17 protein-coding genes are annotated in these 20,250 nt (G+C 58.2%); 7 read left to right on the top strand and 10 right to left on the bottom strand.

The features are described from left to right. Window position 1 precedes the first annotated feature (1 nt). Together GVO84_RS05520 and GVO84_RS05515 are read right to left on the bottom strand one after the other, a co-directional pair. Complete coding sequence (locus tag GVO84_RS05520) at window positions 2-1,066, bottom strand: efflux RND transporter periplasmic adaptor subunit (protein ID WP_159513603.1); 1,065 nt, start codon at window positions 1,064-1,066, stop codon at window positions 2-4. Window positions 1,067-1,213: 147 nt separating this feature from the next. Next, on the bottom strand, window positions 1,214-3,922 hold the full coding sequence (locus GVO84_RS05515; RefSeq protein WP_159513602.1) for a cation-transporting P-type ATPase: 2,709 nt from the start codon (window positions 3,920-3,922) through the stop codon (window positions 1,214-1,216). Window positions 3,923-4,400: 478 nt separating this feature from the next. On the opposite strand from GVO84_RS05515, the gene GVO84_RS05510 reads away from it, so the two are divergent. Continuing rightward, window positions 4,401-4,649, top strand: coding sequence for a DUF1158 domain-containing protein (locus GVO84_RS05510; protein WP_010428319.1), 249 nt, complete (start codon window positions 4,401-4,403; stop codon window positions 4,647-4,649). Here GVO84_RS05510 and GVO84_RS05505 read toward each other — a convergent pair. Beyond that, window positions 4,635-6,203, bottom strand: a complete 1,569-nt coding sequence (locus tag GVO84_RS05505) for an alpha/beta hydrolase-fold protein (RefSeq protein WP_159513601.1) — start codon at window positions 6,201-6,203, stop codon at window positions 4,635-4,637. The two genes, GVO84_RS05510 and GVO84_RS05505, sit on opposite strands and share 15 nt — an antisense overlap. 123 nt (window positions 6,204-6,326) lie before the next feature. Here GVO84_RS05505 and GVO84_RS05500 point away from each other — a divergent pair, with 123 nt between their 5' ends. Continuing rightward, complete coding sequence (locus GVO84_RS05500) at window positions 6,327-8,471, top strand: TonB-dependent siderophore receptor (protein ID WP_159513600.1); 2,145 nt, start codon at window positions 6,327-6,329, stop codon at window positions 8,469-8,471. A gap of 107 nt (window positions 8,472-8,578) precedes the next feature. Here the strand turns inward: GVO84_RS05500 and GVO84_RS05495 are convergent, their stop codons facing one another. Both GVO84_RS05495 and GVO84_RS05490 read right to left on the bottom strand, forming a co-directional pair. Further along, window positions 8,579-8,920, bottom strand: coding sequence for a RamA family antibiotic efflux transcriptional regulator (locus GVO84_RS05495; RefSeq protein ID WP_010428317.1), 342 nt, complete (start codon window positions 8,918-8,920; stop codon window positions 8,579-8,581). 32 nt (window positions 8,921-8,952) lie between these two features. Further along, window positions 8,953-10,056: an MBL fold metallo-hydrolase gene (locus tag GVO84_RS05490; RefSeq protein ID WP_159513599.1), complete on the bottom strand. Its 1,104-nt coding sequence runs from the start codon at window positions 10,054-10,056 to the stop codon at window positions 8,953-8,955. Window positions 10,057-10,246: 190 nt separating this feature from the next. Between GVO84_RS05490 and GVO84_RS05485 the strand changes: the two genes are divergently transcribed. From GVO84_RS05485 to nfsB, 3 genes are all read left to right on the top strand, one after another. Further along, window positions 10,247-10,837: a TetR/AcrR family transcriptional regulator gene (locus GVO84_RS05485; RefSeq protein WP_159513598.1), complete on the top strand. Its 591-nt coding sequence runs from the start codon at window positions 10,247-10,249 to the stop codon at window positions 10,835-10,837. Next, window positions 10,827-11,195, top strand: coding sequence for an MmcQ/YjbR family DNA-binding protein (locus tag GVO84_RS05480; RefSeq protein ID WP_032662927.1), 369 nt, complete (start codon window positions 10,827-10,829; stop codon window positions 11,193-11,195). The genes GVO84_RS05485 and GVO84_RS05480 overlap by 11 nt, the downstream gene beginning before the upstream one ends. A gap of 120 nt (window positions 11,196-11,315) precedes the next feature. Beyond that, a complete protein-coding gene (gene nfsB, locus GVO84_RS05475; RefSeq protein WP_121425534.1) occupies window positions 11,316-11,969 on the top strand; it encodes an oxygen-insensitive NAD(P)H nitroreductase in 654 nt (217 codons plus the stop codon). Between the two features lie 36 nt (window positions 11,970-12,005). On the opposite strand, the gene GVO84_RS05470 is transcribed toward nfsB, so the two are convergent. From GVO84_RS05470 to GVO84_RS05460, 3 genes are all read right to left on the bottom strand, one after another. Next, the gene (locus GVO84_RS05470; protein ID WP_121425535.1) at window positions 12,006-12,293 is read right to left on the bottom strand and encodes a helix-turn-helix domain-containing protein; all 288 of its coding nucleotides are present in this window, start codon (window positions 12,291-12,293) and stop codon (window positions 12,006-12,008) included. Continuing rightward, complete coding sequence (locus GVO84_RS05465) at window positions 12,274-12,603, bottom strand: type II toxin-antitoxin system RelE/ParE family toxin (RefSeq protein WP_121425536.1); 330 nt, start codon at window positions 12,601-12,603, stop codon at window positions 12,274-12,276. The genes GVO84_RS05470 and GVO84_RS05465 overlap by 20 nt, the downstream gene beginning before the upstream one ends. Window positions 12,604-12,742: 139 nt before the next feature. Then, window positions 12,743-13,612: a helix-turn-helix transcriptional regulator gene (locus GVO84_RS05460; RefSeq protein ID WP_159513597.1), complete on the bottom strand. Its 870-nt coding sequence runs from the start codon at window positions 13,610-13,612 to the stop codon at window positions 12,743-12,745. A gap of 107 nt (window positions 13,613-13,719) precedes the next feature. Here GVO84_RS05460 and GVO84_RS05455 point away from each other — a divergent pair, with 107 nt between their 5' ends. Both GVO84_RS05455 and GVO84_RS05450 read left to right on the top strand, forming a co-directional pair. Beyond that, window positions 13,720-15,156 carry an MFS transporter gene (locus GVO84_RS05455; RefSeq protein ID WP_159513596.1) on the top strand — a complete coding sequence of 479 codons (1,437 nt, stop codon included), beginning with the start codon at window positions 13,720-13,722 and terminating at the stop codon, window positions 15,154-15,156. A 65-nt stretch (window positions 15,157-15,221) separates the two neighbouring features. Continuing rightward, a complete protein-coding gene (locus GVO84_RS05450; protein ID WP_032662934.1) occupies window positions 15,222-16,466 on the top strand; it encodes a mechanosensitive ion channel family protein in 1,245 nt (414 codons plus the stop codon). A gap of 104 nt (window positions 16,467-16,570) precedes the next feature. Here the strand turns inward: GVO84_RS05450 and pheP are convergent, their stop codons facing one another. Together pheP and GVO84_RS05440 are read right to left on the bottom strand one after the other, a co-directional pair. Then, on the bottom strand, window positions 16,571-17,959 hold the full coding sequence (gene pheP, locus GVO84_RS05445) for a phenylalanine transporter (RefSeq protein ID WP_121425539.1): 1,389 nt from the start codon (window positions 17,957-17,959) through the stop codon (window positions 16,571-16,573). Between the two features lie 103 nt (window positions 17,960-18,062). Continuing rightward, window positions 18,063-20,246: a TonB-dependent receptor gene (locus tag GVO84_RS05440; protein WP_159513595.1), complete on the bottom strand. Its 2,184-nt coding sequence runs from the start codon at window positions 20,244-20,246 to the stop codon at window positions 18,063-18,065. Window positions 20,247-20,250 lie beyond the last annotated feature (4 nt).

The raw sequence follows: 20,250 nt of genomic DNA, 5'->3' as shown, positions 1-20,250 counted from the left end.
CTTAATTCAGTATCTGGACGGCGGTGCCGGGCTGCACGCGCTGCGCGCCGTCAGTAATCACTCGCTCACCGGGCTTCATGCCGGAGGTAATCTGGAACTGCTGGCCAATCTGACCGGCAATTTTCAGCGGGCGCATTTCGGTCTTACCGTCGGCGTTAACTACCCAGGCGAAGAACCCGTCGCCGTTCTGCTGGACCGCGGCGGCGGGCAGGGTCAGGACCGGCTGTTCGCTTGCTGGGCGCAAATACACGTTCACGTTGCCGCCGGGCAGGAGCTGATGGCGCGGATTGGCAAACTCGGCGCGCAGCATCACGCTGGCGGTGCGCGGGTCGATGCGATTGTCCACGGAGGTCAGCTCACCGCTGACGCGCTGGCCGTTGCTGTCAATTAACGCCTGCCAGGCCTGCTTCATGGCGCTGATATCCGCATGCTGTCCGGCTTTGGTGGCAAACGCCCCCTCTTCCAGCGCAAAGGCGATGCGAATGGGGTCGAGCTGCACGACCTCCACCAGCACGCCGCTGGCAGGGTTGACCAGGCTGCCGACGTGGAACTGGCTGTGCCCCACGCGCCCGCCAATCGGCGAGGCGATGCGGGTGTAGTTCAGAATGACGCTGCGGTTGTCGAGACGGGCTTTGGCCTGCTCCAGCGCGGCGCTCGCCACGTCCCGCTGCATGCGGGCATTGTCCACGTCGTGACGGCTGATGGCGTTGCTGCTGCCCAGGCTTTCAAAGCGGGAAAGCTGCTGCTGCGCCTGACGCAGCGTGGCTTCGGCGCTTCTCACCTCGGCCTGCGCCAGGCGCAGGGCGGCGCGCGGTTCGGCGTCGTCCAGCTCGAACAGCACGTCGCCTTTTTTCACGTACTGCCCGTCGCGGAAGTGGATTTTGGTGATCGCGCCTTCCGTACGGGCGCGCAGCTCAACGGTGTGGATTGCTTCGATGCGGCCCGGGATCTGGCGCTCGGCGGCGTGGGCGGTCTGCTCCACGGCGGCGACGCGAACGGGGAGGACGGCGGCGAATGCGGGTTGCAGGGTACTGACAAGAAGTGCTAACAGAACCGGGAATTTCATGGGAGTACCTCAGCGTTGTCTCCCCTCACCCCGGCCCTCTCCCCAAAGGGGCGAGGGAGAAAACCGAGCCCAAAGGAGAGTACCTGACTGTCCCCTCTCCCCTATGGGGAGAGGGTTAGGGTGAGGGGTAAGGTTTTAAGGTTTTCGTTATGCAGCCTTACAGAACCTGCGGGTCAGTCGCTTCTCGATTTCGACGACGAAGAACATCACGCCCGCCACCGCCAGGGTCACAAACCAGTAGCGCAGCGGCAGGGCTTCGGTGCCGAACAGCATCTGCATAAACGGCAGGTAGATAATCGCCGCCTGGAGCAGGAACAGCACGCCCGTCACCAGCCAGATCCCTTTGTTCGCCAGCAGGCCGCGGTTCAGGGAGAACCCCTCGGTGTTGCGGCAGTTAATCATGTACACCCACTGGGCGCAGACCAGCATCTGCAGCAGCACGGTGCGGATGAACTCCGCGCTGTGGCCGCGCGGGGCCAGCCAGGCTTCCAGCGCAAAGGCGGCTATAGCAATCATGGTGCCGACGAAGGCCACGCGCCACACGGCGTAGGCGTCCATGACGTGCTGCCCGGTCTGACGCGGCGGACGGCGCATGATGTTGCGCTCGGCGGCCTCAAAGGCCAGGCCGAAGGAGAGCGTGGCGGAGGTGGCCATGTTCATCCACAGAATCAGCACCGGCGTCAGCGGAATGATGTTGCCCGCCAGCAGCGCAATCACAATCAGCAGCCCCTGCGCGAGGTTGGTCGGCATGATGAACAGAATGGTCTTCTTCAGGTTGTCGTAAACGCGACGCCCCTCTTTCACCGCGCTGGCGATGGTGGCGAAGTTATCGTCCGTCAGGACCATGTCCGCCGCCTCTTTGGTCACTTCCGTGCCCTTGATGCCCATCGCGATGCCCACGTCAGCCTGACGCAGCGCCGGGGCATCGTTCACGCCGTCACCGGTCATGCCGACGATTTCACCTTTATCCTGCAGCGCTTTCACCAGGCGCAGCTTATGCTCCGGGCTGGTACGGGCGAAGATGTCATACTTCACTGCGGCTTCCGCCAGCGCGGCGTCGTCCATCTTCTCCAGCTCGTAGCCGGTAACCGCCTGCTCGCTGTTGGTGATCCCCAGCATCTGGCCGATGCTCATCGCCGTCTGCGGGTGATCCCCGGTGATCATCTTCACGCGGATCCCCGCCTGCTGACAGGCGTTAATCGCATCAATCGCTTCCGGACGCGGCGGATCCATCATCCCGGCGATGCCGAGGAAGATCAGGCCGTGGCTCAGGTCGTCGTGGGTCAGTTCCTGCTCGCCGTTCGCCGGCTTGAACGCCGCGGCGACCATGCGCAGCCCCTGCCGCGCATAGCGCTCCATCTCGGTTTCCCAGTACGCACGGTTGAAGGCTTCCGCACCGTTGCGGGTCTGCTGCTTGGCGCATAGAGCGAAAATCACGTCCGGCGCGCCGGTGATCAGGATCTGCTCCTCACCGCCAATCTGGTAGTGGGTACTCATGTACTTATACTGCGAGTCGAACGGGATCTTGTTAACCAGCGTGGTCATCACCGGCTCAAGGCTGGCCTTCGCCGCCAGCACCTTCAGCGCGCCCTCGGTTGGCCCACCGGTAATGCCCCACAGGCCGCGCTCGTCCTGAATCATCTGGCTGTCGTTACACAGGTCGATGGTGCGCAGGTACTGCTCCAGCACGGTGCCCGGCTGGATCTGCACCGGCTCGTCGCTGCCTTCCAGGAAGATGTTGCCCACCGGCTCGTAGCTGTTGCCGTCCACGCGATAGCAGGCGTCGGCGGTGATGATGGCTTTCACCGTCATCTCGTTCATGGTCAGGGTGCCGGTTTTATCCGAGCAGACCACGGTCATCGCGCCCAGAGTTTCAACCGTCGGCAGCTTGCGGATAATCGCCCGCTTGCGCGCCATCGCCTGTACGCCCAGCGAGAGGATGATGGAGATAATCGCAGGCAGACCTTCCGGCACGGAGGCCACCGCCAGGCTAATCAGGGAGAGCAGCAGCTCGCCCATTGGGATTTCGCGGAACACCAGGCTGAAGACGAACAGCGCGGCCATCATTGCCAGGATAATGGCGAAGATCGCTTTACCCAGCTTGTCCATCTGCACCAGCAGCGGCGTGCGGTGTTTTTCGATACCCGCCATCATCTGGTTGATGTGGCCGAGCTCCGTCTCCTTACCGGTCGCGGTGACCACGCCGACGCCGCCGCCCGCGCTTACGGTCGTCCCGGAGAAGACCATATTGGTGCGGTCTCCCAGCGGCAGTTCGCCACTCAGCGGATTAATGTGCTTATCCACCACGGTAGATTCACCGGTCAGAATCGCCTCTTCCACGCGTAAATTATGCGCTTCGATTAAACGCATATCCGCCGGAATACGATCCCCCGCGCGTAATACAATAATATCGCCCGGGACTATTTCAGTTGTGGGTATCGTTTCGTGATTGCCGTTACGAATAACGCGCGCCTCGCTGGAGAGCATATTGCGAATACTCTTCAGGGATTTTTCCGCGTTGCTTTCCTGAATATGGCCAATTAAGGCATTGATTACCGCGACGCCCAGAATAACCAGCGTATCCACCCAGTGGCCCATTACTGCCGTTAATACGGCGGCGGCCAGCAGGACATAAATCAGCACATCATTAAAATGGGCTAAAAAACGCAGCCAGGCGGGTTTACCTTTTTTCTCCGGCAGCGCGTTCGGACCTGATTTTTGCAGACGTGCCTGCGCCTCTGCACGATCCAGACCGCTGGCCTGGCTCTGCGTGTGAGCAAGCACCTGCGCTGCGGTCTGCTGGTATGCCAGCCCGCCGGAAGGCGGCACGTTTGGGGACAATTTTTTTTCGGTCATCGTATTTTTCCTTCAATATCCGGTGAACAGAAGCCTGAATTCCTTTCTGGCTAAATAAATTCATTTTTAAGTCTTGCGGGTAAAATTGATCTACCGCAATATAATGACTTCTCGGTTATTCAAAACTGATTAAAACTATTTCGATGACCTGATTTTTACAAAATATTTCTAAACCAACACTAAACGAGGGGGAACCATGTTTGGTATTTATCGCGGACGACGCCTGGCGTTATACATTGTCGCAGCCATTGTTATTGCCACGTTAATTGGATACAGCACTTATATGTTTGTAAAATTATTTTCCTGAAACGGACGTTTATTTACATAACGCGATATTAATATAAATACCGGGTCATATGTTGTTATTTATTCGCAGTAATAATGTCGTTGTCTTATTCAAAAAGGCCAGCGGGGCTGATATTGCTTTACGTTACAGAATGCCGGACAATGACATTTTTAACTGACGATTAACATTACGATGAAACACCCGTTAGAATCGCTGCTTACGGCGGGGGGCATTTTATTGCTGGCCCTGATCTCCTGTCTGCTGTTACCCGCGCCTTCGCTGGGTCTGGTGCTGGCGCAGAAGCTGATGACGACCTTCCACATGGTCGATCTAAACCAGCTCTACACCATTCTGTTCTGCCTGTGGTTTTTAGCGCTCGGCGCCATCGAATTCTTCATCCTGCGTTTCGTCTGGCGCCGCTGGTTTTCACTGGCGTCGTAAGCCGGTGAAATCGCGCATGCCGTGGATCAGCGCTTCACACCAGGCCGCGTAATCGTGGCCGCTGGATGAGGGATGGAAGCTGACGCGATACCCTTTCTCCCTCAACGCCTGTTCGAAATCCTGCGTAGTGCGATAAATGCCCCCGCCCGGCCCCATGGTTTCAAACTTTCCGGCCTGCAGCCAGAAGCGAACCGGATATGGCGGCGACTGATTATATTGCCGCGTCAGCCAGCCGGGAGCCTCCCCTTTCGGTGCCCACCAGTACGAACCTGAAAGACTCAGCACGTTACCAAACAGGCGCGGATAGCGCAGCGCGACCCATGACGACGCGATTCCCCCGTAGCTCGACCCCGCCAGCACCGTTTTCTGCCGCTGCATCGCGATGCCCTGTCCGCGCAGCCACGGCAGCAGTTCATGCGCCATAAAGTCGGCGAAATCCGGGTTCGGCGGCAGCTCGTTGCCGCGTCGGGCGTGATCGAGGCTGTCGATAAACACCACGTTAATCGGCGGAAGATGATGGCGAGCGATCAGACCGTCCAGCACGTTAGCGAAATGGTACTCGTCCTGATAAATCTGCCCGTCGAAGAGGATGAGCGTCCAGCGTGCAGGCTGTGCGCCGCGCGGTTTATAGATCATCACCTCGCGGGAATTACCGAGGATTTTGCTTGTGATGCTCTGGCGGCTTAACGATCCGTGGACCAGCGGCTGGGCCGTGGCCTGCACGGAGCAATAGCGTGACGGACTGAGATCGAGCAGCGAATAGCGATTCCAGCGATCCGCCTTCTGTTCACCAAAGGTATTCGGGTTGAGCGGATCGGCCTGGGCGCTCACCAGGATCGCGCGGCGCTGGTCGCGTGCGGAACCCTCGACGATCGGCACGTCCGGCGCGAGCTTGTACTGCATCACCGTGTCGGCGGGCACCACATAGCTGCGGAACCAGACGTCGCTGTTGCCCAGGCGAAACAGCGGGTCGTGATCCCCCGCCGGTGAGCCGAGAATAAAGACGTTATCCCGCGCGCCGCGCCACAGGAAGGTGACGCGCTTGTGTTCTGCGTCTACCGGCTCCACCATCGGCGTTCCCTGCCGAATCTGCGTCTGCCAGAACGCGTCGGTACGCCCTCCGGCAGCAATCTCTTTTGCCAGCGCCTGAAGCGTCGGGCTTTCAGGCGCCAGCATCTGCACGCGCGGTAATGCGGAAGTTTCTTTCATCCGCCACTGAAAACGCCAGGGTTTACCCGCTTCGCCGTGCAGGACCAGCGAGGTGCTCTGCTTTACCGGCAGGGCAAACAGCAGCGCGTGTTCGCCATCGGCGGGCCCATTTTCAATCAGCGTACGAATGCGGCGGTTTTGCCCGTCCAGCAGGCGAGCATCCGTTACGCCATTCAGCGTGGCCGAAACATAATTTTCAGCAAGCTCTGGCAGCATAAAACAGACTTCACCGCTGGCATCAAACTTCCCTTGGACGTCTCCCTGCCGGGAAGAGTGTTCACAGGTTGCCGCCACCGCAGGCAGCACACCTATCCCGAGTAATAATCCGCTCCATACCCTCTTCATTACCGCTTGTTCCCTGACGAAATTTGTTATCAACGCTAATGCAAATGGTAATAATTTGCAATATCATCTAACGCGTTTTAACGGTGTTTTTATGGCGATAGCAAACAAGGATGAGTAGAAAAAATGTTTAAGAATAATAAGATAATGCAGCTGTGGCTGCTGAGTCTGGCGACGACCAGCGTGGCGGCTCAGGCTGAAAATAGAGAAGAAACCATAACGGTGACGCAGAGCGTGAGTGAAGACCCCACCGCCCCGGTAAAAGGGATTGTGGCAACCCAGACGCTCTCCGCGACCAAGACCCGCGCGGAGATCGTGAAAACGCCGCAGTCGGTATCGGTGATCACCCGCGATCAGATGAACATGCAGGACGTGACGTCCGTCTCGCAGGCGCTGCGCTACTCGGCGGGCGTGTTTACCGAGTACCGCGGCTCGTCGAACCGTAACGACGAGGTTTTCGTGCGCGGCTTTAGCTATGTGCCGAAATTCCTCGACGGCCTGAGCTTCGGCGCGACGGCCTCGTCCCAGACGGGTACGATTGACCCGTGGCTGCTGGAGCGCGTGGAGCTGGTGCGTGGCCCGGCGTCGGTCCTGTTTGGTCAGGTCAATCCTGGCGGGTTAATCAGCATGACCAGCAAACGGCCGACCGCGGAACCCATCCATAACGTGCAGTTCCGCACCGGCAATAACGATCTGGCCGAAGGCGCGTTTGATTTCGGCGGCAGGCTGAGCGACGACGGCCGCGTGCTGTATCGCGTCAACGGTATCGCCCGTACTCAGCATAATCAGGTGGATGATTATAAAGAGACGCGGATGGCGATTGCGCCTGCCATCACCTGGTACCCGAACGACCAGACCCGCTTTACGCTGCTGACCAGCTACCAGAAGGATCCGGACGCGGGCTACCGCAACTTCCTGCCCGCCTACGGCACGGTCAAAAGCGTCGACGGAAAATACATCCCGCGCGACTTTAACGTCAGCGATCCGAATTACAATCAGTCCTGGCGCGAGCAGACGACGATCGGCTACGAGCTGGAACATCAGTTCGCCGACGACCTCACCTTCCGCCAGAACGCGCGTTACGCCGCCATCAAACAAAAATACCGTTACCTCGTCTACGCCAGCAGCGCGGCCAACAGCACGGTATTAACGCGACGCGCGCAGCATGAAGAGCGCACCACCAATGAATTTGGCCTGGATAACCAGCTGGAGTATCTGCTGGAGACCGGCAGCGTCAGCCACACCCTGCTCGGCGGGTTCGACTACAAGACCAGCAAAGATAAACAGCTGCTGGCACGCGGGAGCGGTTCACAGTATGACCTTGACTGGACGAACCCGGTGTACGGCGTGAACGTGGATGAAAGCACCTTCAAAACCGCCTCCGCCGAGCAGCAAAATCTCGACCAGATGGGGCTGTATTTGCAGGATCAGATGAGCTGGAACAGCTGGGAATGGCTGGTCTCCGGGCGCTACGACTGGAGCGAAGTGCGAACCAACGACTTCACCGACGGCAGCGTTACCCAGCAGAACGACAGCAAGTTCACCTGGCGAACCGGACTGCTGTACGCGTTCGATTCTGGCCTGTCGCCGTACGTCAGCTACAGCACCTCGTTTGAACCGAACCTGCAAACCAACCGCGCGCCGGGCGTTGCCCCCTTCAAGCCAACCACCGGGGAGCAGACCGAGATTGGCCTGAAGTATCAGCCGGTCGACAGCACGCTGATGACCCTCGCGCTGTACGATTTAACCCAGGACAACGTGGCGACCTATAACAGCGCCGAAGGCTGGTTCGAGAACGCGGGCAAGGTGCGTTCGAAAGGCGTTGAGGCGGAAATCCACTCCACGCTGATGGACAACATCAACCTGATTGGCTCGTATACCTACACCAATGCGAAAACCAAAAGCACGACGGTGGCGGGAACAGAAGGCAAAACGCCTGCGCGCATTCCGGCGCATATGGCATCGGCGTTTGCCAGCTATACCGTTCCGGGCGGCGCGCTGAAGAGTCTGACCGCAGGCGTGGGGATGCGCTACATCGGCACCAGCTACGGCGATGCGAAGAACACCTTCAAGGTGCCGTCGGTGGATCTGTATGACGCGATGCTGAGCTACGATCTGGGCGAGATGAACCGCAGCCTGAAGGGGGCGAGCGTGCAGTTCAACGTCAATAACGTGGCGGACACCAAGTATGTCGCGTCGTGCGCAAGCGATACGGCGTGCTTCTACGGGATTGGCCGGACGGTGACGGCAACGGTGAATTACCGCTGGTAAGCTATCTGTAGGCCCGGTAAGCGTAGCGCCACCGGGCAATTTACGGGCACCATGCCCACAAAAAAGCCGGGTGGCGGCTGCGCCTTACCCGGCCTAGACGCGACATGTTAATGTGTCTGGCTATGGTTCTCTTTACGGTACGCTCCCGGCGGCTGGTTGAACGTACGGGTGAAGATGCGGGTAAACGTCTGCTGCGAATCAAACCCGTAGCGCAGGCAGATATCGTACACGCGCGCATCGGATTCACGCAGGTCGCGCGCCGCCAGCAGCAGCTTGCGTTCACGGATATAGCGCCCCAGGCTCTCCCCTTTGTACTGCATAAACAACCGCTGCAGGTGCCACTTCGAGTAACCCGCGTGGCGGGCAATCTCTTCTATACGTAATGGCTGGTGCAGATTGTCGTCGATCCATTCGACGATAGTGTCGATGACTTGAGCGGAAATGGTCATGCTGCTCTCCCCCTCTGCTTCTCGCTTAAACATTATTCCCACCACGCGCGAAATGCCTGAGTGGTATCACTCACCCGCACGGGCTCACCCAGTTCCGGCGTCAGCAGCCGATAATTTTTGTCCTTGCTGGCGCGCGCCAGCTGGATCAGCGGGTCGTTCCACGCATGTTTCGCCAGCACGAAACGCCCGTTGTGCCCCGGCACCACGGCTTTGGCGTTGAGATCCGCCGAGGCTTGCGCCGTTTCCTCCGGCAGCATGTGGATGTACTTCCAGTCCTGGTCGTACTGGCCGTTTTCCACAATGGCTAAATCCACCTCGCCAAACTGCTCGCCGATGGCCTTAAAGTGCGGGCCGTAGCCGGAATCCCCGCTGTAATAAACCTTCTGCTCTGGCGTGACGAACATAAAGCTGCCCCACAAGGTCTGGTCGCGCTTGATGCCGCGCCCGGAGAAGTGACGCGCCGGCAGAACATGCACCGTTAATTCATCGCTGATGCGCACCGACTGGTTCCAGTCGCGCTCGTCAATAATCTCAGGCTTCATTCCCCAGTAGCGCAGGTGGGATCCCACGCCCAGCGGCGTCACCACGCGCTTCACCTTCGGCAGTAGCGCCCTGATGGTGGCGTAATCCAGATGATCGTAGTGATCGTGCGAGATAATCAGCAGGTCGATTTCCGGCATGCTTTCAGCGCGCCACGGATACTCGCCGGCAAAGGCTTTATTCAGGAACGAGAACGGCGCGGCGTAGTTGCCGAGCACCGGGTCAATCAGGATGCGTTTACCCGCGAGCTGCAGGTACCACGAAGAGTGACCGAGCCACACCAGGGTGTCCTGCTCCAGCGGCAGGCTTGCAAGATCGGTTTTCACCAGCGGCAGCGGCTGGGCCGGGCGCGCATTTTCGGTTTTTTTGGTCAGAAAATCCCACGTCGCGACCAGCATATTTTTGTCGCCGTTATAACCCGGCGTCGGCAGCGTATTGTGGAATTTACCCTCGCGATACTGGGGGGAGGCCTCCACTTCAGTGAGCTGCTCACCCTGCGGTGGCTGGCCGAATCCGGCATTCAGAACAAACGGTAAACTCGCAGCTGAAGCTATGATCATGATTAATACCACGCAGATGAAGAGAGGTTTTTTCATATCCTGACCCGAAAACGCGCCCCATCCGATAGTTTGCGCGGGGTAAACTTGATTATGAGTGAGTAAGCACTCATTATAGATATGATGATAAAGTCGTCAAGACGTTTTCGATCTTTGACATTCCGCGTTGCAGCGTGTCAAAGCACGTGTTTCAATCAGGGTTTTTACAATTGACAGGGGGAAAAATTTAGTGGCACGTCCGAAGAGTGAAGATAAAAAACAGGCCTTACTGGAAGCCGCAACGGTGGCATTTGCACAGTCAGGTATCGCCGCCTCAACGGCGTTAATCGCCCGTAACGCGGGCGTCGCCGAAGGTACCCTGTTTCGCTACTTTCCCACTAAAGACGATCTGCTGAATGCCCTCTACCTGCACCTGAAGCAGGATCTCTGCCAGGCCATGCTGGCAAACCTCGATCGCACCATCACGCTTCCCAAAGAGCATACCCGCAATATCTGGAACAGCTACGTGGACTGGGGTATTCGTAACCCCGTTTCTCATGCGGCTATCCGCCAGATTGGCGTCAGTGAAAAGCTGAGCACCGAAACGGAACTGGCGGTAAAGGAGATGTTCCCGGAACTCCATGAGCTGTGCCGCCGCTCGGTGCGCCCGGTGTTTATGTCAGATGAATTTAAAACGTTTGGCGATGCGCTTTTCTTATCGCTGGCGGAAACCACCATGGAGTTTGCCACCCGCGACCCTTCACGCGCCGTCGATTTTAAAGCGCTGGGTTTTGAGGCCATGTGGCGCGGGCTTGCTCAGGAGGATAGCGATGGACAGTAAATCCCTGCAGGAACACGCAATGCGCGTGGCCCTTGAGTTGCCCTTCACCGAGCACTGTTGGCCGTTTGGGCCGGAGTTTGATGTGTTTAAAGTAGGCGGAAAGATTTTCATGATCGTCGCGGTCGCACATGGGCGGCCGCACGTCAGCCTGAAGTCAGACCCGGAGAAATCCCTGCTCAATCAGCAGATCTATCGCGGGATAGAGCCGGGCTACCACCTGAGTAAAAAGCACTGGATTTCCCTTTACGGCACCGACGACGTAACGCCGGAACTGGTGACCGACCTCATCAATGATTCCTGGAATCTGGTGGTGGATAAGCTGCCGAAAAAAGACCAGAAGTGGATCCGGCCGGTCTGATTGTTCGTCTGAGACGAACAGATTAAGCGCTCGAATTGCACTTATCTTTTGCCGCTTCGCACGGTAATCTGCTTTCCTTTCGCGCCCGCGAGCGGGCGAATTTCATCACCAGGAGTTGTTATGGATATCATTTCTGTCGCCCTGAAACGCCACTCTACCAAGGCGTTCGACGCAAGCAAAAAACTGACCGCGGAAGAAGCGGAAAAAATCAAAACCCTGCTGCAGTACAGCCCGTCCAGCACCAACTCCCAGCCGTGGCACTTCATTGTGGCCAGCACCGAGGAAGGAAAAGCGCGCGTGGCGAAATCCGCTGCGGGCACCTATGTGTTCAACGAACGCAAAATGCTGGACGCTTCTCACGTGGTGGTGTTCTGCGCGAAAACCGCGATGGACGATGCCTGGCTGGAGCGCGTCGTGGATCAGGAAGAGGCCGACGGCCGTTTCAACACGCCAGAAGCTAAAGCTGCCAACAATAAAGGCCGCCACTACTTCGCCGACATGCACCGCGTGGATCTGAAAGATGACGACCAGTGGATGGCGAAACAGGTTTACCTGAACGTCGGTAACTTCCTGCTGGGCGTGGGCGCGATGGGTCTGGACGCGGTGCCGATTGAAGGTTTCGACGCCGCTATTCTTGACGAAGAGTTTGGCCTGAAAGAGAAAGGCTTCACCAGCCTGGTCGTGGTACCGGTTGGGCACCACAGCGTGGAAGATTTCAACGCCACGCTACCGAAGTCACGCCTGCCGCTGAGCACGATTGTGACTGAGTGCTAATGGCTGTTGGCACGCTGGGTTCCGGCGTGCCTGTTTTCAATAAAGCGTAATCTGCGGGTGTTTAACCCCGCACACCAGTGCATAACGCGTTAAGGTATCAAGGCTCGCCCGGGTTATATTCGCTTCCATTCTTGATACGGTAGGTGCGCTGACGCCCATTCGCTCCGCCACCTGTGCGCGCGTCAGACCAGCATGGTCGCGCCATTGCGCTAGCATCTCCCGCAGGCGCTCCTTGCGCTCTTCTGCATCAAAAGAAGCCTGTACCTCTGAATTGCTTAACAGCTCCGCTCTGAGTTCATCCCAGTCAATAATCTTTTTGCTCATCCAACATCTCCTGTTGTCGTTTCAATGCCACACGGAGTTCAGCAGAGGGCGTTTTTTGCGTTTTCTTGATAAACACCCGCAGCAGAAAAATTGTCTTTTCCCGCTGATATACGTAGATCCCACGAGTGTGAATCAGCCCGACGGTTCTTATTTCAAACAAACCATAGGGTAAGGGTTTGCTGTTGGGTTCTCGTAGTGCTGTCGGGTTACTACGTAATTTATCAAGCTGGCGAATCAGCTTTGCCTGGACCCCAGCAGGCAGTGAGAGAATCTCTTCCCTGACCGCCTGATGAACGATAAGTCTGAACACGGTATTTCATCCCTGATGATATTAGCATATAAGGCAATTTGCATTAAAGGCTAATTTAGCTTTTCGTGTCCCACCTTACCCGTTTTTAACAGGCTGAACCGGATCCGCTTTGATTCCCTGAAAGCGTCTCGCAAAAAACTTATTTCCCCTGCTCCGCCAGCCATTCCATCGCCCGCTCCCCCGCCTCGTCCACCGGCAGATACACCAGCAGCCGCGAGCCGTTTCGCGGCGCGGAGTACCAGTACATCTGCTGCAGCGTAAAATCCCCCAGCTCGGGATGGGTAAACAGCTTGAGCTGGTTCTCCACGCCGCGTACGTCGTTGCGCTGGTGCCACAGGGTTTTGAACTCTTCGGACACCGCAAAGAAGCGCGCCAGTTTGGCTTCCCACAGCGGGTCGCCCCGGTGCTCGGCCATCGCCGCGCGGAAATAGGAGACAAATATAGGCAGCACGTCGTCGCGCCTGCCGAGACGCGCGCGCCACGCCGGATGGGTGAGGAACAGGTAAATACAGTTGCGGTCTTCCGGCGGGATTTCATTGAAATCCACGCCCATCAGGTGGCCAAAGCTGTCGTTCCACGCCACGATGTCGAAGTTGGGCTTCTGGATGCTGGCCGGTTTTGGCAGCAGGGTATCAAGCAGGCGGCGCGTGCCTTCGCTGATGCCCTCGCAGCAGACCGCCTGCGGGGCTTCACCCGGCGGCAACCCGGCCAGCACAAACAGGTGCCGAGCCTCGGTCGGGGTGCACTGCAGCGCTTTTGCCACAGCGGCCATCACCGCGCTCGAAGGGTTGACGTCCCTGCCCTGCTCCAGCCAGGTGTACCAGGTCACGCCGACGTCAGCGAGCATCGCCACCTCCTCCCGGCGCAGGCCCGGCGTGCGGCGTCGACCACTGCGCGGCAGGCCGAGACGCTGCGGATCGAGGCTTTCACGTCGCGCGCGTAAAAATGCCCCCAGCTGTTTTCGCGTGTCATCCTGAAGTGAGACGACGGGTTCAGACATCAAGGTCATAAATCCCCCTGCATGGTAGTGCCAGTACCAGTATAAGTAAGAACTGGTACCCGTTTATCAGATGGTTGATGCTACGACCATCTGATGAATGACGCAATGGAGATCCCATGAATACGTCAGTTGTTTCACCGGGCCGCGCTGGCCTGATATTGCTCTTAACCGGCCAGATGCTGCCGATGATTGATACCTCAATCACCAACGTGGCGCTGGACGCCATCACCCACTCGCTGCACGCCACCGCCACCGAGCTGGAGCTGATTGTCGCCCTCTACGGCGTGGCCTTCGCCGTCTGCCTGGCGCTCGGCAGCAAGCTGGGGGATAACTTTGGCCGTCGACGCCTGTTTATGTGGGGCGTCGCGAGCTTTGGCCTCGCCTCTCTGCTGTGCGGGATGGCGGGGAACATTGAACAGCTGCTGGCCGCGCGCATCGTTCAGGGAGCAGGTGCGGCACTGATCATGCCGCAAATTCTTGCCACGCTGCACGTCACGCTGAAAGGTACCGCCCACGCAAAAGCCATCAGCCTGTTTGGCGGCATCGGTGGGATTGCGTTTATCGTCGGGCAAATGGGCGGCGGCTGGCTGGTATCGGCGGATATTGCCGGGCTGGGCTGGCGCAACGCCTTCTTTATCAACGTGCCGATCTGTCTGGTGGTGCTGGCGCTGAGTCGCCATTTCGTACCCGAAACCCGCCGCGATACGCCGTCACGCATAGACTGGCCGGGCACCGTGCTGCTGGCGATCGTGCTTTGCTGCCTGCTGTTCCCGATGGCGCTCGGCCCCCAGTGGCACTGGTCGTGGCCGCTGAAGGTGATGCTGCTCGCCATTATTCCACTGGCCTGGCTGATGGCGCTGAATGCGCGCAAAAAGGAGCGTGAGAATGCCCACCCGCTGATCCCGCCGCGCCTGCTGCAGCTTCGCAGCGTTCGCTTTGGCATACTGATTGCGATGCTCTTTTTCAGCGTCTGGTCCGGTTTTATGTTCTGTATGGCGCTGACCATGCAAACCGGTCTGGGGATGGCGCCGTGGCAGTCGGGGAATAGTTTCATCGCCCTTGGGGTGACTTATTTTATCTCCGCGTGGTTCGCGCCGCGGCTGATTGCTCGCTACAGCACCAGTACCATTCTGCTGACCGGTCTGGCGATCCAGATTGTCGGCCTGCTGGCGCTGATCGCCACGTTCCGCGTCTGGGGAATGGAGAATACCGCGCTGACGCTGGCGCCCGCGACCGGGCTGGTCGGCTACGGGCAGGCGCTCATCGTGAACAGCTTCTACCGCATCGGGATGCGCGATATCCAGCCTGACGACGCCGGGGCCGCGAGCGCCATTCTCAGCACGCTGCAGCAGGCTGCGCTGGGGCTTGGCCCGGCCATTTTTGGCGCGATTTTGCTCCACGCGCTGCAGAACCACCACGGAGATTACACCCAGGCGGTGAACGTCTTCCTGATGGTGGAAACGGCGATGATGGTGGTGCTTGCTCTGGCGACACTGCGCATCCGCCATCGCCTGTGCCTGCCGGTGGTGAAGGTCTGCCAGGCCACCAAATAAGCCCGTGAATTTGCATAATAGATCCGCAGCCGCCATTATGGGGCTGCATCAATAAAGGAGACGTTATGCAGGAATTAATTGCTCAGGTTGAAGAGTTAGGCATTGAAATTAATCACACCACCTCTTTAGTGATTATCTTTGGTATTATTTTTCTTACCGCCATCATCGTTCATTTTATTCTGCACAAAGTGGTGCTTCGCGCGTTCGAAAAACGCGCGCAGGCCAGTAGCCATTTGTGGCTGCAGATCATTACCCAGAATAAATTATTTCACCGTCTGGCCTTCACCCTTCAGGGGATAATCGTCAACGTTCAGGCGGTACTGTGGCTGCAAAAAGGCAGCGAAGCGGCGGAAATTCTCACGACATGCGCAAAGCTGTGGGTGATGGTGTATGCCCTGCTCTCCTTCTTCTCGCTGCTGGACGTGATTTTTAATCTGTCGCAGAAAATGGCCACCGCATCACAGCTGCCGCTGAAAGGGATTTTCCAGGGCATCAAGCTGGTAAGCGCCATCCTTGTGGGGATTCTGATTATCTCCCTGCTGATCGGTCAGTCCCCGGCGATTCTGATAAGCGGTCTGGGCGCCATGGCCGCCGTGCTGATGCTGGTGTTTAAAGACCCGATACTCGGACTTGTGGCGGGGATTCAGCTTTCCGCCAACGATATGCTCAAGCTCGGCGACTGGCTGGAGATGCCGAAATACGGTGCCAACGGCACGGTGACGGACATCGGTCTGACCACCGTTAAAGTACGCAACTTCGATAATACGATTACCACCATTCCGACGTGGGCCCTGGTCTCTGACGCCTTTATTAACTGGAGCGGCATGTCGGCCTCCGGCGGGCGACGCATTAAGCGCAGCCTGAATATTGATACCACCAGCATTCATTTCCTCGACGAGCAGGAGCAGCAGAAACTCATTCAGGCGAAACTGCTGAAGCCCTATCTGGCCGCGCGCCACGAGGAAATTAACCTGTGGAATCAGAAGAACGGCGAAGGGGAGTCGGTATTAAACCTGCGTAAGATGACCAATATTGGCACCTTCCGCGCCTACCTGAATGAATATCTGCGCAACCATCCCCGTATTCGCAAAGATATGACGCTGATGGTGCGCCAGCTCGCGCCTGATGCGAATGGTTTGCCGATTGAAATCTATGCCTTCACCAACACGGTGGTCTGGGCAGAATATGAGGAGATTCAGGCCGACATCTTCGACCATATTTTCGCGGTGGTGGATGAATTTGGGCTGCGTATTCACCAGTCGCCAACCGGGAACGATATTCGATCCCTGGCGGGCGTCATCGCCAATTAATTCGTTTGTAGGCCCGGTAAGCGAAGCGCCACCGGGCGTGAAGGCAGGTGCGGTCTGGTGCCCTCACCCCGGCCCTCTCCCACAGGGAGAGGGAGAAAACCGCGCTACTTTTTGCGCGAGAGCTTAAAAGCAATAAACAGGAACACCACCCACACCGGCAGCAGCATCGCCGAAAGGCGCATCTCATCCATAGTGCACATCAGCACCAGAATCAGCCCCAGGAACGCGATACAGATGTAGTTCCCCGCCGGATAAAGCAGCGCCTTAAACTGCGTCTCGCGTCCCTTGCGGCGCATCGCGGCGCGAAAGCGCAGGTGCGCGAGGCAAATCATGATCCAGTTCAGCAGCAGCGTGGCGACAACCAGCGCCATCAGCAGGCCAAAGGCCTCTTTCGGCAGCAGATAGTTAATCAACACCACCAGCGAGGTGATAGCGCCGGAAAGGAACAAGGAATTCACCGGTACGCCGCGACGGCTGACGCGGGTGAGGAACTTCGGCGCGTTGCCCTGCACGGAGAGGCCGAACAGCATGCGGCTGTTGGAGTAAACGCCGCTGTTATAGACCGACAGAGACGCCACCAGAATAACGAAGTTCAGCGCCGAGGCCACCAGGTTGCTGTTCATATCATGGAAAATCATCACGAACGGGCTGCTGTCGGACTTCACTTCCACCCACGGATAGAGCGCCAGCAGCACCACCAGCGAGCCGATGTAGAACAGCAGAATCCGGTACACCACCTGGTTGACCGCTTTTGGAATGCTTTTATGCGGGTCGCGCGCTTCCGCGGCGGTAATGCCAATCAGCTCTAGTCCACCGAAGGAGAACATGATCACCGCCAGGGAGAGAATCAGCCCTTTCCAGCCGGTCGCCAGGAAGCCGCCGTGCTGCCACAGGTTGTCGATCGTGGCGCGCTCGCCGCCGTGACCGGAGAACAGCAGCCACAGGCCAAAGCCGATCATCCCGATAATCGCCAGCACCTTGATCAGCGCAAACCAGAACTCGGTTTCGCCATACAGGCGCACGTTGACGAGGTTAACGGCGTTAATAATGATGAAGAAGGCCGCCGCCCAGATCCACGTCGGCACGTCCGGCAGCCAGTACTGCATGTAAATGCCTGCGGCAGTCAGCTCCGCCATCCCCACCAGCACGAACATGACCCAGTAGTTCCAGCCGGACAGGAAGCCTGCAAACGGTCCCCAGTATTTATAAGCAAAGTGTGCGAAGGAGCCTGAAACCGGCTCTTCAACGACCATCTCGCCAAGCTGGCGCATGATCAGGAAGGCGATAATCCCGGCGATACCGTAACCCAGCAGAACCGCCGGGCCAGCCATCTGAATAGCGGGGCCGATGCCGAGAAACAGCCCGGTACCGATCGCGCCGCCAAGGGCAATGAGTTGAATATGTCGATTTTGCAAACCACGTTGCAGCGTCGGATTCTGATCCGACGAGGCTTCAGCGCTACCTTGGCCTGAAGCGGATGACGCGTCTTTCACGTCCTACCCCTGTCTCTTTTTTAGAAGGGGCACGTTTTAACACTTCATGCTGGAGGTGGCAAGGGATTGGGGCATCCCTGCCCCGGATAACGAGATGGAACGCTTAAAACGCGTAGCCCACCGAGACCTTAAAGGTGCGCGGTTCGCCCTGCGTAATATAGGTACCGGAATCGTCCACGCTGGCCCAGTAGTTCTCGTTGGTCACGTTATCGATGCCTGCACGAACCGTCATCTGGTTTTCATTGTGATTCACCGCGAAGCGATAGCGCATCCCCAGATCCAGCGTGGTGTAGCTGTCCAGCTTTTTGGTGTTTGCCAGATCAGCGTACTGCGCGCCGGAGTGGTTCACGCGGGCGGTGGCGGTCAGGCCATCAATCGGCTTGATGTCGTACTCTGCGCCCAGCACGGCGTAAAAGTTCGGAATACCGATCGCATCGTTACCCTGATTCACGCCATTTTTGGTTTTGGTCAGCTCGGCCTGCAGCCAGGTGGCGCTGGCGTTCAGACGCATCCCCAGCATTGGCTCACCGAAGACGTTCAGCTCCACGCCACGGTTACGCTGTTCAGCGTCAAGGCCGTAGTGACCGCTGTCGTCGAGGATCGCCGACGGCATTTTGATTTCGAACAGCGCAAGCGATCCGCCCACGCGGCCAAAGTCCGCCTTCACGCCCACTTCGTTCTGCCTGGAGTGAACGATTCCGGTGCTCTGGCCGTAGTTGGTGGCGGTGTTAGGCGCGGTTTTGCCAGGCTGCAGCGCTTCGGTGTGGTTAGCATAGAGGGAGATCGCCTCCCACGGCTTGTAGACCACGCCGTAGGTGGGCATCCAGCGGCTGCCGTCGAAGCCGTCCGCCGCGTTTTCCGCACCAGTGACTTTGTTATACCCGCGAATGACCACCTTCTGATGGCGCGCGCCGGCGGTAAACAGCAGCTTATCGTCCAGCACGCCCAGCGTATCGCTCAGCAGCCAGCCCTGCGTACGGGTGCGCCCGCTGGTCAGCGGATCGCTGTACTTCCCGCCAGAGCCGTTGAAGTTGGTGCTGTCCGGCATATCGACGCCGGTATTGTGATAGATGTTGGTGGTCGGGTTATCCTTCGCCGCCGACATTTTCCACGCGATTTTTTCGTTTTTGGTCATCGCCGAATAGCCAACGTTGACCTTGTGCGATACGAAGCCCGTAGTGAAGTTACCGCGAACGCCCGCCATGCCGCTGACGGAATCGCTGATGCGGTTGGTATCCAGACGGCTGACCGTTGCCTTGCCGCTTTTATCCACCAGCTTCGGCGCGCTGTAGATGCCTTCCTCATGCGCGTGCTGCGCGCCCAGACCGGTATAGGCCGTCCAGCCGTCGGTGATGTCGTACTCGCTGCGCCACATCCCAAATTCGTTTTCGATGTTGCTGTAGGCCCACTTCTGCGAGAAGTTGCGATCGTTTTTCGGCGGCTCGGGTACGAAATCCACCGCGGAAATATTGACGCTGGTCGGGCTGCCGTGGAAGGTTTTCTTCTGATAGCCGAGATCCAGCGAGGTGCGGAAGCGTTCGCCCGTGTAATCGAGACCGGTTGAGAGCAGCGTGGTGCGGCGGCGATCGTTCGCAATGCCGGTTTCCCCTTCGCGATGGACCAGGTTAACCCGCGCGCCAAACTGGTCGCTGTCGCCGTAGCGACGGCCCGCATCCAGCGTGGTGCCAATCTGGGAATCCGAGGTGTAGTCCACGCCGACCTTCGCCTGCGGGAGCTCGCCCGCGTGTTTTGGCTCAAGGTTGATCATCCCGCCCACGCCGGAGCTTGCCGCGCCGTTCATCAGCGAGTTGGCCCCTTTGAAGATCTCTATGCGGTCAACCATCTGGGTATCCACCACCTGGCGCGGCAGCACGCCGGACAGGCCACCGAAGGTCATGTCGTCGCCGTCAAACTTAAGGCCACGGATGCGGTAGGTCTCCGCGCTGTTGCCGTACCCCTGAACGAACTGCACGCCCGCGTCGTTCGCGACGACATCGGCAATAGTTTTCGCCTGCTGATCTTCCACTAGCTTCGAGGTGTAGCTGATGATGTTGAACGGCACGTCCATGGCGTTTTGCTGGCCCAGCATCCCCATGCGCCCGCCGTTCGCCACCTGTCCGTCAAGAAAGGCCGGTACCAGCTGGTCGCCGCCGGGTTTGAAATCGCTGGCTGGTGCAGCCTGGACAACGAGGGTGTCCTCTTTTTGATCGTCCGCCGCGAAGGCGGAATGTGTCACCGCGCCAACGGCGAGCGCCAGCAGCGTTTTGTGCATGATGGTGTTGTTCATAGTT

Source organism: Enterobacter sp. SM3, from assembly GCF_009811935.2.
Taxonomy (GTDB): domain Bacteria; phylum Pseudomonadota; class Gammaproteobacteria; order Enterobacterales; family Enterobacteriaceae; genus Enterobacter; species Enterobacter asburiae_D.
This window is presented reverse-complemented; position numbering and strand designations above follow the sequence as displayed.